Source organism: Microbulbifer sp. THAF38, assembly GCF_009363535.1.
In the GTDB taxonomy this organism is placed as follows: Bacteria; Pseudomonadota; Gammaproteobacteria; order Pseudomonadales; family Cellvibrionaceae; genus Microbulbifer.
In genome coordinates this window covers 1,993,853-2,008,105 of sequence record NZ_CP045369.1, presented here as the reverse complement: position 1 = coordinate 2,008,105, position 14,253 = coordinate 1,993,853, and the positions used below count along the sequence as shown (strand labels likewise).

Below are 14,253 nucleotides of genomic sequence, written 5' to 3'. Positions count from 1 at the left end.
AGATATTACATAGACCCTTGAAATATTTTCACGCCTCCATCCCTACCAACAGTAAAAATAGCCTTTCACCCTGTAAAAACTGAAAATAACAAATTGGCATAGCTCTTGCTTTATTACAGATACAGTTATCTGGATTATTGAAATAAACACTTTTTGTCTAGCAAGTTTTAGCAAAGAGTTTAGTGATCCAAAATTCGACCAAAGGAGAGCCCCATGAACAATTCAATGAAGAAACTCAGTTTAGTTCTACTTGCAGCAGTATTCAGTTTCTCTCTCGCAGCCTGTGAGGAGCAATCTGCTGAAACCCTCGGAGAGCGAATCGACAACAAAGCTGAGCAAGCCGGCAATCAGATTGAAGATGCTTGTGAAGAAGTTAAAGAGGGGGGCAATGCAAAAGATACCGACTGCTAGTTGTTTTGCAAGGGGAGATGAAACACCCTTCTCATCCTTATATTGCTAAAAATCTACTCTAGGGAAACGCCCCAGATCGTTTCCCTAGAGATCAATTAATTATTAGATTTTAATTCAAGCAGGCTCCATTCAATAAGAATCCGGGAGCCAACTACAGCAATAGAATACGGAACTAAAATTTAAGACATTACAACAAAACACTCATACTATATTTTTCATGCCCGCAATCACCCAGAACTCAAGAAATCAGCGCCTCCAATTCTGACCGACACTGCCCCGATATAAAACCATCCTACAGCTATAAATCACCACCCATCGCTCAACATAGAATAAAAGCTTGAGTTTCCTCAAAGGAAGCTCAATGAACAACTTACAAATTCCCAATAGTAGGCACTTAAACCTACCCAAACTCACAGAATTTAATAGAGATAAAAAATGTCACATCTACCAATGAAACCATCAACGTCATCAAACTTATCACAACAATCAATAGAGCATGAAATAAACACCATCTACTACCTAAGCTTAAATGCCAGGCTATTTTATAAAACCGGTCTAGGTAACATAGGAAATCCAAGCATTAGGGAGACTTTCAAGAATTTGAAAGATTTACATGAGAATGTAAAAAATTTACTTGACGGAGCCTCCTTCAACACATCACTTTCGATAAAAAAGTGGATAATAGAACGACGACCAATTGCCATAATCATAAAACATCCTCCCAAAAGACTAATTAACAGACTCATTGAATGTGAAAAATTACAGAGTTTTCATCAGCTAAAAGTTATCCAATCCACAGGCGATAGCCACCTGAGAATGGCGCTCTCCGCACTAACAGCAAAGCAACAAACAGCTATCGAACAACTGGAAAAACACCTTATTACCCTTAACCAAGAAAAAAGCATGAAAACATCATCAGAAAAACTTGGCATGAAAGCTGCTTGAGTTACTGTGTCACAAGCAAAGAATGGAGTAATTTATGAATCTTATGAAAAGCACTCTTAGCGCCGCCATCATCGCAGTATCCTTTTCAGCTGGTGCTATGGCAGGGGAAAAATCAGATCAGAAAAGCTTAACTATGAGTGATGCATGGCTCGACGGAAAAGCAGAGACCATCCTATTACTCAATGAGAACCTAAACAATTTTGCCATTGATACTGATGTCAATAATGGTGTAGTTATGCTGACAGGCGAGGTGGAAAGTAATATCGATAAACGTCTCGCAGAGGAACTAATTACTGGCATTGATGGCGTCAAGAAAGTTAATAACAAACTTACTGTCGTCAACAAAGAAAGCCTTGGAGAAAGCATCTCAAAGGAATATACAGACACCAAGATTGCCACCGTTGTAAAAACACGATTATTGCTTGACCGAGAAGTCTCCGGAACTAAGATTGATGTGTCTGCTCAAGAAGGCACGATTACCCTTAAAGGCTCCGTCAAGTCTAGCGCTCAGAAAGACCTAGCGCAGGCCATCGCAGAGAATACCGACGATGTGCAAAAGGTGGTTAACAAGCTAAAAGTAACCGGATAATAAGTCTTGAGGGGCTGCAAAGCAGCCCCTCCACTCTATAAATATTTAGCCCACAATTTTCTACAAGAAACGGATTTTTAATAAAAATCAGCAGTAAGAACGGACAGCATGTATGTGCAAGTGAATGATCCTTAATCGCTTGCCCAATCTAACCGAAGTTTAATTTAAATAAATTTAGCCCTACCATTTTTGCCAACCCGCACCCCCCCTCTATTCTCTCCTGACGACCTTAAAAGATTCAATGAGCATTTCTACCCCCGAATCAACCCCACAATATAAAAAGAAGTCATTGCCGAACTATTACTTAGTCATTAGTCAAAGTATAAATTAATCACTAACACCTGAAAACTTAAGGCATAACACTATATGCCTTAGAGCAACGCTACCAACTACTTTGAACTTCCCAAAGAAGCCACATCACTAACATCAACATTTTGCTGAGCGGTCTTTTCTTGAGCTACGCTCTCCTCTCTTGGTGCCAATGATTCTGTACTTTCATCAGCTACAACTTGAGCCTGAATCTGCAAATGGATCAATAAAGGGAAATGGTCAGAACCAAACTCCTGTAAACGCTGAATACTTAGTAGTTTAAAGTGTTTACTGTGGAACAAATGATCCAATGGCCAACGTATAAACCAATATTTAGCATGAAAAGTATTAAACAGGCCTCGCCCAATACGTGGATCTAGCAGCCCACTAACTTTTCTGAATAGTCGTGTAGTACGAGACCAAGTCACATCATTAAAGTCGCCTGCAACGATAATGGGCGAAGTCTTGTCCTTCACTTTTTCTGCAACAACCAGGAGCTCCGCATCCCTCTCTTCAGAAGTATCATTTTCAGTTGGACTTGGAGGGGCAGGATGCAAAAAATGAGCATTAATCATATGGCCTTGAGGAGTCTGAACCAGAGTGTGCATAGAAGGCACATTATCTTCAACCAAAAATTGTATTTGACTATCCGACAAAGGGAGCTTGGAATAAACGTGCATCCCATATAAATTTTCGAGAGGACACTTTATCGTATATGGATAGCTTGCTTCTAACGTGTCTAGCTGAGACTGCCACCATTTATTGGACTCAAGCGTGAGTATAATGTCCGGATTATACCGCTTAACGATATCTAAAAAGTCTGCTGCTCTTCTATTTGAACCTTGTACATTAGCAGTCAAAATACTAATGTTATCGTAATCCTCAAGATGTCCTTCCCGTGAACTTACACGCCCCACTTGAATTGGGAAAAGAAACATGTAAGGAACTATCCGCCACAACTGACATCCTAAGCAAAAAAGACTAACTAGAACCAAGCCGTAAGCCATGGGGCTACTAAAATCAAGAAAAATACATTGAAGTATCAAAAGAAAAATTAACAATATTGAGAACTGCAATCTCGGAAAATCAAATCCGCGTATATACCAAGCCTCATACCTTAAAGTAGGTAGCAGGGTAAATATTGCCATTACAACGCTATAGATTACTATGAATATAAACATCAAAATATAAGCTCGGTTAATCTATTGGTTAGATAGAAGATGCCAATACAAAAATTCCACACTTAACTTCACCCAGACTAATTCGAAAATTTAGTAGATATCCCAGTGTCGCTTTATTCACTGCTTTCCAACTCAAGTAGATAGTATTGGAATACTTACCTGAAAGCTACATGCATGGATAATATGGCCAGAAAATCTAATAGAGTTGAATAAAGATCTACTGAAGAGTTTTTAGATCTAGAGGCTAGAAAAATGTAGTTCAGTGTTAGGTCATAGCGGAGAACTTTTACAGGTCGCGAGATTCAGCCAGCGCATAAATAGTAGTAGTGATTGTGCTTGACTGTTTAAAGAGTACTTATAGTACTCACGAGAGACTTGAGCCAGTAGTTTTCGCCGTAAACCTAGAGGCCAGATATTTCAAGGGAGACTCAATACCATTAACCATACCTGAATAACTTGGGTAGGAATTTCCGCTCTCCGCTCACATAGCATCGTAATACTCTTCATCCTTTATATTCATACTCAACTCAGGTCATTGGAGCTCGAGAGCTATGTCAAAGGCCAATATCTATTGGCTTATCTTCTGTGCAAACTTTATATCTATAAGTTCATATACTCTAACTCATGTTAGGCCTAAATCTAACAATACAGGGTGTCTATTAAACGTGGGTAAGTTTTGCATTTAACGCCTCAAACACCGACTTGGTGAAGTTGGCGGCTCTTTTTGACACAAAAAAGATGACAACTTTAACAAGTCCGAGTGCTTTGACTTGTTACACGTTTTTTCAGAACGGGACATCATCATCGAACTCAGGTTCTAGTTGTTGTTCTTGAGCAGGAATAGAGTCTACTGGAGGAAATACAGGGGGTTGATGTATTCCTCTATATGATCTCAAAAAATCATCTCTATTGTTTACTTTCATCAAAACTGGGTTTTCACAACTAGATCCTCTACCAAAGAAGACTGCATGACGCTCTTTTACTGAAGACAAAGATTGAGCGTAATCTTTTCCAATATAATTACCTAGAAATTCCTTTCCAGTATCATCAAATGTGCGCATAGCGAATATAGTATTGCACTGATTGAGGATAGTTTTCGTAACATTTGCTGTCCTCTGTGTAATCAGCAAGCATCCAAGACCAAACTTTCTTCCTTGGAGAATTGCTCTAGCTGTACCGCTAGTTGCGTGCTTATCACCTTCTGCAACAACAGAGTTCCATTCTGGAACAAGCGAGTGGGCTTCTTCATAAACCAAACAAACCCTAGCATTGTCTGACATTTCGGCAGATAGAATATCAAGAACAGTCTCTGATACAATTTTCGTAATTTCTACAGGTGTAACACTAAATAGTGGAGCGCCACGCTGCCACTGGCCCCTAGTTTGAAAGCTACCTGGCGCCCTATCTTGTCGTGTAGCAACAAACTCTGCTGGGTTATAAATTTTTAGAAGATGCCCATCTGAATTGTTAATAAATCTATTTAAATCTTCGAAAAATGCATTCTTCAAATTAGGTAAGCTACCGCCTTGCTCCGGATTTTCCTGCCATACATCTCGATCTTGATCAGTGGCAGCTCTTAGCCTTTGAATACATTCTTCTTCATATGGAGCGTTATAATAGTCCGACAGTTCTGATGAATATTGATCCGTTAGATCTAGACATACAACTTTAATTCCCTCGACCATCATTCTCTCTAGCAACTCTATTGCGAGCATGGACTTTCCTACGCCAAGAATCCCAAGAATCGCCGTATTATGAGTTACTAAATGATTTATATTTCCAATTTTTACTTGGTAATTGCTATCGGGAAAGTGACCTATAGTATCTGGCTCAATAGCGTAGTTTTCTTGCGCCTCAAGATATACCGGTTCATTGATGTTAGGCAGCCAACTAAACTGAGTGAATTTTCTCTGCTGTTCGTTCCAAACACCGACTTGCTGCGCTTGAACTCGCAAATAACCATAAGTATTTTTTTGATGTACGGCTTCTTCTCTCGTCAAACCGCCAACGATTTGATAGAGAACCTTTTGGCCTTGTATGTTTACGGTTACTAGGCGTCCTTCTTCAATATTTGAGTTATCTACTACCTCAAAGAACAACCTCTCAATTGAAGTGTCGGGTGCTACAATACCAACAACGCTATCCCCAGATGCCAAATCAATTCCTTCTGTAGCACAAATTTCTAGAAGATATTCTTCTTCAATTACCGCAACCGAGTCATTTGAAACAACAGACTCGAGCTCTTGATATTGTCCAGATTGGAGGCTTGCAATTTCAACAGAGCGAGTCAGAACACCATTATCTCGACCGACTAAATCAAGTGTAAGAGCCAACTTAGAGTTGGAATGCTTATCTTTTACGTAGACAATTTTCTTAAGCGGCAAATCGTTATCTTTAGCTTGACGAAGTAGAATGATTTTTGGCTGCTGGTAAGCCGCAATTTCTGCGACGCTAGATACCTGCTGGCCTATCTTAGTTGTTTTTCTAATCCTGTTGAATGTCTTAACTAAAACATCCCCAGCCGACATAGCTACTGTAAGCAATATGGCTATAGATATTAGTATTAATTCATTTGGCTTCCCAATGTGATAGGAATACATCGCAAATATAATAATTGGAGTGTAGATAACTTGAGGTTTTGCGAACACTTCAAGAAATATCCGAATTTTATTTGAGACCTTTTGTATCCTTTCACTACCCCAATTATTCAGAATGATAGCTAGCAACGAAATAATTAAAATCAATCCAGATAGTGATGACACCGCAAAAAATGCAATCTTAGTCTCAATCGGCCACGTAGCCCAACTATTCACAAGCATTAGTGATACAAATGCAGGGACTGAATATGAAATAGCATCAACAGGCTTTACATAAAATGGGGTTACTATTTTTGACCCGACAAGAACGCTGAGCAATGCGGCGTAAAACCAGAATCCACTATCACCTACTGGTGGGTATAAGCTGCCAAATGCTATGGTACAAATAATCAAAAGCAGAAGAAGATCTATCCCTAGTGATACGACCCTTTCTTTTTGCGAAAGCTTATTCATCTATGACATCCATTTTTCGGTTGACACTTCATGTGGTGACTGACGTGTAACATTTATATAGTAATCACAACGCCCTCTATTATCCTGATTGTTATCCCGGAAGCAATCCTGCGTCAACTTTCCAAATATCCACTTAAGTCAGAAACTTACCTTGAATTTGCACTATCGTACTCAATGGAAAAGTGATCGACATGATTACTATCCAGGAATTTCTATTTACTCATAACTCTCTGTATTTATTAACTTTTTAAATGAAATACTCCAAAACCTCAAAATAACAATCAAATTGATTGAAATTCGATTTGCAATCCGGTCACTTCCTCCACAATACTGTACATAAATACATAACAGGTATTTTGAAATGGATGACATTCCTGTACCTATCCCCAAGCATCCATCCCAATTTATGGATCGTTTACGTACTTTTATGCGCTCTCGATACTTAGCCTATAAGACTGAGCAGACCTATTGTTATTGGATTAAGGATTTTATCCGCTTCAATAAAATGCAGCGGCCAGAAGACCTCGGCAAGCCTGAAGTGGACCTTTGGTTAAGTCACCTAGCTGCCAACCGCTCTGTATCAGTCAATACACAAAGAACAGCCTTAAATGCGATTGTTTTTTTATATAAGCAATTTATGGGTGTCGACTTGGGGCAGCTTCAATTTGAAGGTAGCCACCGCCCACGGCGGCTGCCTGTGGTTTTTAGCCATCAGGAAGCCACTGGGATTTTAAGCAAGCTGAACGGTCCGGCTAAACTCGCTGCATCATTGATGTATGGATCAGGTCTCCGTGTGATGGAGGCGGTTCGGCTTCGAGTACAAGATGTGGATTTCTCTGATCAATTCTTGGTGGTAAGGGAATCCAAGGGTGAAAAGTGGCGAAGAACCCTTCTGCCCAATTCTCTGGTTGAACCTATTCGGGTACAAATCCATACGGCACTGACCATACACAAGCAAGATCTTGCAGAAGGTTTTGGTAAGGTCTATTTACCATTTGCCCTGTCGAAAAAGTACCCAAAAGCGGAAACTAACCCTGCCTGGCAGTATCTGTTCCCAGCCAGAGAGCGTTCGCTGGATCCTCGTAGCGGAATCATACGAAGGCATCATCTAGCGGAACAACAGATTAGACGTGCAGTTGCTAGGGCTATTTCGACCTTGGGTATACGAAAAAAAGCCAGCTGTCACACCTTCAGGCATTCATTCGCTACCAACCTATTACGATCGGGTGCAGACATTCGCAATATTCAAGAGCTTCTTGGTCACAATGATATAAGTACTACGATGATCTACACTCATGTGATTGGTGTACATGAACGTGAAATTAACAGTCCATTAGATTAGATTGAGCCCCAGGCAAGACCTCTAAAAACTGCTGAGCTTTAAGTCCTTCTCTCACTCTCTACTAAAAGACCCGTTGCTTTTTAACAAGGTACTCTGTAGTAAATATTTTCACAGTCAATCTCAAAACCTAAAGACTGATATAATTGACGTGCGCGATTGTTTCTTTTCTCTGTTTTAAGTTCAATACGAATGGCCTGAGTTTCCTTTGCAAAATCTATCGCAGCCTGGATCAGCTTCTTAGAAACGCCCCTCCCCCTATAGCGGTTTGACACCCCTAAGTCATTTAAAATCCACAGACGTGCAAGAGCAAGGGAAGAAAAGCTGGGATAAAGATTCACAAAACCCATTACCTCAGGACACTCGGAATCTATTGCTATAAAAAGTGTGGAAGCCTGACTGTCGATCAAGCTGGTTAGAAAAGACTCAGTTCCAATTAAGTCCGATTTATAGCCACAAAACACCCTGTATTCATCAAATAATTGAGCCACCTCAGGCACATGATGGCTTTCACATCGTAATATTTTCACAAAGTCCCCTCGCAATTTACAAAAGCATTTCAGCTTACCGAATTAGCTGCAAGTCAGTTCTTGCAACTAACCCAAGGGGACATCAGTAGAGAAATGTCGCAGTCCCAGTAGCAATTAATTCTTCCCGGTCATTACTTAACTCCATGCGCGCAACCACGAGTTTATTGCCCGTGCGTAGAATCGAGCCTTCACAGAGAAAGTGCTCCCCCCTTCCGGGCTTTAAATAATCCACGCGCATATCTACCGTACCCAGCTTAGAAAGGCGATCGGCTTTTTCTTTCCAGTGCAAATCCCCCATGCGCTGATATGCAGCAACCATTGCGGTAAGGCCACCGACAGTATCCAGAGCAGTGGCAATTACGCCGCCGTGCAAAATATTCGTCCAGACGTTACCTATCAACTCCGGACGTTGTTGAAAGCCGGCGGAAAGAGTAAGTGCCTCTAGGTCTAGGGAGCGCATCTCAAGTCCAATTTGTTGATTAAAAGGGATTTGTTCAAAAAAACCCTTTACCAATTCCTGAAACTCACTGGGTGAGGGTTCTGTCATAGCCGTGCAACCCGGTTGAGGCCATCCAGTGCGGCACTGCGATAGGCCTCCGCCATGGTGGGATAGTTGAATGTGGTATTCACGAAATAATCAATAGTGTTATTTGGAGAGGGCTGCTTCATGATGGCCTGGCCAATATGCACGATCTCTGCCGCCTCAGCACCAAAACAGTGGATGCCTAGGATCTCACGGGTCTCGATATGGAATAGAATCTTAAGCATGCCCACGCGCTCGCCGGATATCTGAGCCCGCGCTGTGTGCTTAAAGAGCGCGCGCCCCACCTCATAGGGTACCTTGGCAGCGGTGAGTTCGGATTCGGTTTTACCCACTGAGGAAATTTCCGGTAAGGTATAAATACCAGTGGGCGCATCCTCGATTACACGGTGCCCGCGGCCGGCTATGGCCGCCGCTACCGCCCTACCCTGGTCATAGGAGGCACTGGCAAGGCTGGGCCAACCAATAACATCGCCGACGGCAAAGATATTTTCCACCTCAGTACAGTAGTGATCATCCACGCTTAACTGGCCGCGATGGTTGGCTTCGAGGCCGACATTTTCCAGTCCCAGGGAGCTGGTATTACCTGTACGGCCGTTACACCAGAGTAGAGCATCGGCATGGATACGCTTACCAGATTGCATTTCCATAATTACGCCCTGTTCATTCGGGAGTACACGCGCATACTCTTCTTGGTGACGAACAGTGACTCCCATATCCCGTAGGTGATAACTCAGGGCATCAGAGATCTCATCATCCAGGAATTCCAATAGGCTACTGCGTGTATTGATCAAATCTACCTTGATGCCGAGACCAGCAAAAATAGAAGCGTATTCACAGCCAATCACGCCGGCGCCGTAGATCATGATGGAATGCGGCGTGTGCTGCATATCCAGAATCATATCGCTGTCGTAAACACGCTCGTGATCGAAGTCTACATCGGCGGGACGATATGGGCGGGAGCCGGTGGCGATAATAAATTTTTTCGCGGTGACAATTTCCATAGCACCATCGGGCAGTTGTACTTCCACGCTATTAGCATCGCGGAAATTTGCTGCCCCAACGATCAATTCAACTCGGTTACGCGCATAAAAAGAAGTGTGCATTTCCACTTGATAGGAAATCACTTTATTGACCGTCTGCATCACCTGGGGAAACGTTAGGCGGCGCGGCTCACCCAGAGCACGAAAAACACTCTGAGTGTTATAGCGCATTAATTGTTTGACAGAGTGGCGCAGTGCCTTGGAGGGAATAGTGCCTTTATGGGTACAATTGCCACCCACTACCTGGCGTTTTTCAATCACTGCGACGCGCATGCCCTTTTTCGCGGCACTCATTGCGGCGGCCTCACCTGCGGGGCCAGAACCAATTACAACCAAGTCAAACTTTTGCTCTGCCATCTATTGCTCTAATTCTTTTTTCCAAAACGGAATGTAAGCCGTACTAGCGACTCACACTCAATATTAAAATCGGCACGATTGGTGCCAATGATATAAAACTACAAGCCCGTTGCTCACGGGCTTGGGGACTGCTTACTTGCTTTTAGTGGCATCGTAAGCAAGATCTTCAGCGGCAGCTTTTTCTTGAAGCTGTCGCTCCTGCTCTTTTTCGCATTTGTCGTCATTGCCACCACAAATGGAGCAATCCTGCTTCATACCAATATTATTCAAACCACCACAGGAACCTTTTAATGGCTTGTTTTGCACCATGGCGCCGATTGCCATGCCAGCGACAACTAACAACATGGCAACAAAAGCAAAGATAAAAATTGTCATTACTCAGACCTCTCTAGGTAAGGAGCAAAAGCGGAGCTAAACCGCTCTTCAAATCCTTTATCAGTTTTAACCAGCATAAAAACGGCCAGGTTGTCCCTCTCAGCCAAATCCAACCCTTCTTTAGCACCAAGTACATTGAGGGCGGTGGCCAAACCATCAGCTTCTGCGCAACTCTCAGCCACCACAGTGACCGAAGCGAGATTGTGAGTTAATGGCCGCCCGGTACGCGGGTCGATACTGTGCGAATAGCGGATGCCATCGCGCTCATAGTAATTGCGGTAATCGCCACTGGTGGCCACCGCTTTACCACTAACCTCTATAGGCTGCTGAACCATTTGTCCGAAGGAATCTGGAGCTTCAATACCAATTCGCCAAGCCTTACCTTTTGGATTCACCCCGCGGGTTCGCAGTTCACCACCGATCTCGACCAGGTAGTTACGAACCCCTTGACGCTCCAATAACAAGGCGACCCGGTCGACACCATGCCCCTTGGCAATAGCCGACAAATCTATTTCCACGGGCCGCTGGCGGGTGATGGTATTCGGCTGACGAGTTACCGAAAGTGCATCAGATCCCACAACTTTTAGCAGGCGTTCGATATCCGCATCAGCGGGAATCTGCTCCGGCTCAGGCTTGGGGCCAAACCCCCACAAATTGACCAGAGGACCAACGGTCACCTCGAAGGCGCCATTGCTACGACGGTAGATATCCAGGGACATCTCTACAATATCTGCGAGTGGCTGGCTGACCGGGATGGGTTCGCCGATAGGGCCGCGATTTAGCAGCATCAACTCGGAATCGTTGATGTAAGTGGACATCTCCTGGTTGACCTGCTGCAACTCGCTATCGATCAGCTTCTGCAACGCATTGCGGTCTATAGCATCGGGAACATCCACTAGGGTGATGTGATAACTGGTACCCATGGTACGGCCGCTGAGCTGCCAGTTTTCCACCCCTGGAGTACAGGCTGAAAAAATTACAGCCACACAAAGCAAAAACAGGGCCGGAAAAACGGGCCCTGTTTTTGTTTTTTGCGGGGCTTTGATTGCGTTTAGCAAACTAAGCTCTCCGTTTAACCACCGAAGTCATCGAGGAGAATATTTTCATCCTCTACGCCCAAGTCTTTGAGCATATTGATTACCGCGGCGTTCATCATGGGCGGCCCACACATGTAGTACTCACAGTCTTCCGGAGCCGGATGGTCTTTCAGGTAATTTTCATACACAACGTTGTGAATGAAGCCCGTATAACCCGTCCAGTTATCTTCCGGCTGCGGATCGGAAAGCGCCACGTGCCACTTGAAGTTATCAAACTCAGCAGCCAGGCCGTTGTAGTCATCTTCGTAGAACATCTCGCGCAGAGAGCGCGCGCCGTACCAGAAGCTGATCTTGCGCTTGGAGTGCAGACGCTTGAGCTGGTCGAAGATGTGTGAACGCATCGGCGCCATACCGGCACCACCACCGATAAACACCATCTCGTTGTCGGTTTCCTTGGCGAAGAACTCACCGAAGGGTCCGTACACCTTGATCTTGTCACCCGGCTTCAGGCTGAACACGTAGGAAGACATCTGACCCGGCGGGATACCCTCGGTACGGGGCGGCGGAGTCGCGATACGGATGTTGAACTTAACAACACCCTTTTCTTCCGGGTAGTTAGCCATGGAGTAGGCGCGAACCACTGGCTCGGTGACCTTGGACTCCAGCTTGAAGAAGCCAAAGTGCTCCCAATCACCGCGGTACTGGTCTTCCACTTCGAAGTCGGCAAATTTAACGTGGTGAGCCGGGGCTTCCAGCTGAACGTAACCGCCAGCGCGGAAATCAACGTTTTCGCCTTCGGGCAGACGCAAGGTCAGCTCTTTAATGAAGGTGGCAACGTTGGGGTTGGATTCCACAGTGCACTCCCACTGCTTCACGCCGAACACCTCTTCCGGCACTTCGATTTCCATGTCCTGCTTAACTGCAACCTGACAGGAAAGGCGCTTGCCTTCTTTCGCATCGCGCGGGGTAAAGTGAGCCGCTTCGGTCGGCAGCATATCGCCACCGCCCGCAGTCACTTTACATACACACTGCGCACAGCTACCACCGCCACCACAGGCGGAGGCCAGGAACAGATTATTGGCAGCCAGGGTTTGCAGCAGCTTGCCGCCGGCCGGTACGGTGAGAGTCTTCTCACCGTTAACCAAAATGTTGACGTTGCCGGTGTTTACCAGGCGCGAGCGGGCCGCAAGGATCACCGCCACCAGCGCCAGTACGATGACGGTAAACATCGCTACGCCGAGGATAATTTCAATACTCATTCTATTGTTTTCCCCGCTTAGATATCGATGCCGCCGAAGGACATGAAGCCCAGGGACATCAGACCAACGGTTACGAAGGTGATGCCCAGGCCTTTCAAGCCATCCGGTACGTCGCTGTACTTCAGCTTTTCACGAATACCGGCCAGAGCGGTAATCGCCAGTGCCCAGCCGAGGCCGGCACCGAAGCCGTAGGCAACACTCTCACCGAACGCGTATTCGCGCTCAACCATGAACAGAGAGGCACCCATAATGGCGCAGTTCACGGTGATCAGCGGCAGGAATACACCCAGGGCGTTGTAGAGCGCTGGTACATATTTATCCAGGAACATCTCCAGGATCTGTACCAGTGCCGCGATAACACCGATGTAGGACAGCAGGCCGAGGAAGCTCAGGTCCACGTCGGGGTAACCGGCCCAGGCCAGTGCACCGTCTTTCAGCAGGTAGGTGTAAATCAGGTTATTGACCGGTACTGTCAGTGTCAGTACCACGATAACCGCAACACCCAGGCCAATCGCAGCTTCGATCTTCTTCGATACGGCCAGGAAGGTACACATACCGAGGAAGAAGGCCAACGCCATGTTTTCAACGAAAACGGCGCGGATAATCAAAGAAATATAATGTTCCATGGATTAGGCCTCCTGCGCTTGGGAATTAGGCGCAATCTTGAACTCGTCTTGCTCAACCTGGGCAGGCTTCCAGGCACGGATTGCCCAGATGAACAGGCCGATCAGGAAGAATGCACTGGGCGGCAACAACAGCAGACCGTTGGGGATATACCAGCCGCCGTTGCTCACGGTGGTCAGGATGTCCACACCGAACAGCTTACCAGCGCCGAACAGTTCACGGATTACCGCGAGACCAATCAGGATAACGCTGTAGCCCAGACCGTTACCGAGACCATCGAAGAAACTGGGCAGCGGCGGGTTCTTCATAGCGAAGGCTTCTGCACGGCCCATTACGATACAGTTGGTAATGATCAGGCCAACGAATACGGACAACTGCTTGGAGATGTCGTAAGCCAATGCCTTGATCAGCTGATCCACCAGGATTACCAATGAGGCAATCACGGTCATCTGAACGATGATGCGGATACTGTTCGGGATCTGCTTGCGGATCAGAGATACCGCAACGTTAGAACAGGCCACAACCGAGGTCAGAGCGATACACATTACCAGGGTCACCTGCAGCGAGCTGGTTACAGCCAGTGCAGAACAGATACCCAGGATCTGCAGCGCGATCGGGTTGTTGTTAAAAATCGGCTCTAGCAGAGTCTCTTTAATTTTCATG

General features: G+C 45.2%; 14 protein-coding genes. 4 read left to right on the top strand and 10 right to left on the bottom strand.

Annotation, left to right across the window (positions count from 1 at the left end; genetic code table 11):
* Positions 1–213 precede the first annotated feature (213 nt).
* The 3 genes from FIU95_RS08585 to FIU95_RS08575 all read left to right on the top strand — a co-directional run bounded on the left by FIU95_RS08585 (position 214) and on the right by FIU95_RS08575 (position 1,945).
* Positions 214–411: a hypothetical protein gene (locus FIU95_RS08585; RefSeq protein ID WP_216646324.1), complete on the top strand. Its 198-nt coding sequence runs from the start codon at positions 214–216 to the stop codon at positions 409–411.
* A gap of 435 nt (positions 412–846) precedes the next feature.
* Entirely contained in the window at positions 847–1,356 is a 510-nt protein-coding gene (locus tag FIU95_RS08580) for a hypothetical protein (RefSeq protein ID WP_152453298.1), read from the top strand.
* Positions 1,357–1,390: 34 nt separating this feature from the next.
* Positions 1,391–1,945 (top strand): BON domain-containing protein, encoded by a 555-nt coding sequence (locus FIU95_RS08575; RefSeq protein WP_216646323.1) that lies wholly within the window; start codon positions 1,391–1,393, stop codon positions 1,943–1,945.
* Between the two features lie 389 nt (positions 1,946–2,334).
* Here the strand turns inward: FIU95_RS08575 and FIU95_RS08570 are convergent, their stop codons facing one another.
* Both FIU95_RS08570 and FIU95_RS08565 read right to left on the bottom strand, forming a co-directional pair.
* Positions 2,335–3,402, bottom strand: a complete 1,068-nt coding sequence (locus tag FIU95_RS08570; protein ID WP_216646322.1) for an endonuclease/exonuclease/phosphatase family protein — start codon at positions 3,400–3,402, stop codon at positions 2,335–2,337.
* Between the two features lie 818 nt (positions 3,403–4,220).
* Positions 4,221–6,485 (bottom strand): ATP-binding protein, encoded by a 2,265-nt coding sequence (locus FIU95_RS08565; RefSeq protein ID WP_152453294.1) that lies wholly within the window; start codon positions 6,483–6,485, stop codon positions 4,221–4,223.
* A gap of 361 nt (positions 6,486–6,846) precedes the next feature.
* Between FIU95_RS08565 and FIU95_RS08560 the strand changes: the two genes are divergently transcribed.
* Positions 6,847–7,827: an integron integrase gene (locus tag FIU95_RS08560; RefSeq protein WP_152453292.1), complete on the top strand. Its 981-nt coding sequence runs from the start codon at positions 6,847–6,849 to the stop codon at positions 7,825–7,827.
* An 80-nt stretch (positions 7,828–7,907) separates the two neighbouring features.
* On the opposite strand, the gene FIU95_RS08555 is transcribed toward FIU95_RS08560, so the two are convergent.
* The 8 genes from FIU95_RS08555 to FIU95_RS08520 all read right to left on the bottom strand — a co-directional run bounded on the left by FIU95_RS08555 (position 7,908) and on the right by FIU95_RS08520 (position 14,252).
* The gene (locus tag FIU95_RS08555) at positions 7,908–8,354 is read right to left on the bottom strand and encodes an N-acetyltransferase (protein WP_172975358.1); all 447 of its coding nucleotides are present in this window, start codon (positions 8,352–8,354) and stop codon (positions 7,908–7,910) included.
* Positions 8,355–8,436: 82 nt separating this feature from the next.
* The gene (locus tag FIU95_RS08550; RefSeq protein ID WP_152453288.1) at positions 8,437–8,901 is read right to left on the bottom strand and encodes a thioesterase family protein; all 465 of its coding nucleotides are present in this window, start codon (positions 8,899–8,901) and stop codon (positions 8,437–8,439) included.
* Positions 8,898–10,295 (bottom strand): Si-specific NAD(P)(+) transhydrogenase, encoded by a 1,398-nt coding sequence (sthA, locus tag FIU95_RS08545; protein WP_152453286.1) that lies wholly within the window; start codon positions 10,293–10,295, stop codon positions 8,898–8,900. The genes FIU95_RS08550 and sthA overlap by 4 nt, the downstream gene beginning before the upstream one ends.
* Before the next feature lie 132 nt (positions 10,296–10,427).
* Entirely contained in the window at positions 10,428–10,670 is a 243-nt protein-coding gene (gene nqrM / locus FIU95_RS08540) for a (Na+)-NQR maturation NqrM (protein ID WP_152453284.1), read from the bottom strand.
* Entirely contained in the window at positions 10,670–11,728 is a 1,059-nt protein-coding gene (locus FIU95_RS08535) for an FAD:protein FMN transferase (RefSeq protein ID WP_152453282.1), read from the bottom strand. The genes nqrM and FIU95_RS08535 overlap by 1 nt, the downstream gene beginning before the upstream one ends.
* Before the next feature lie 14 nt (positions 11,729–11,742).
* The gene (gene nqrF, locus FIU95_RS08530) at positions 11,743–12,966 is read right to left on the bottom strand and encodes an NADH:ubiquinone reductase (Na(+)-transporting) subunit F (protein WP_152453280.1); all 1,224 of its coding nucleotides are present in this window, start codon (positions 12,964–12,966) and stop codon (positions 11,743–11,745) included.
* A 17-nt stretch (positions 12,967–12,983) separates the two neighbouring features.
* Positions 12,984–13,592 carry an NADH:ubiquinone reductase (Na(+)-transporting) subunit E gene (gene nqrE, locus FIU95_RS08525; protein ID WP_020413086.1) on the bottom strand — a complete coding sequence of 203 codons (609 nt, stop codon included), beginning with the start codon at positions 13,590–13,592 and terminating at the stop codon, positions 12,984–12,986.
* 3 nt (positions 13,593–13,595) lie between these two features.
* Positions 13,596–14,252 (bottom strand): NADH:ubiquinone reductase (Na(+)-transporting) subunit D, encoded by a 657-nt coding sequence (locus FIU95_RS08520; RefSeq protein ID WP_152453278.1) that lies wholly within the window; start codon positions 14,250–14,252, stop codon positions 13,596–13,598.
* Position 14,253 lies beyond the last annotated feature (1 nt).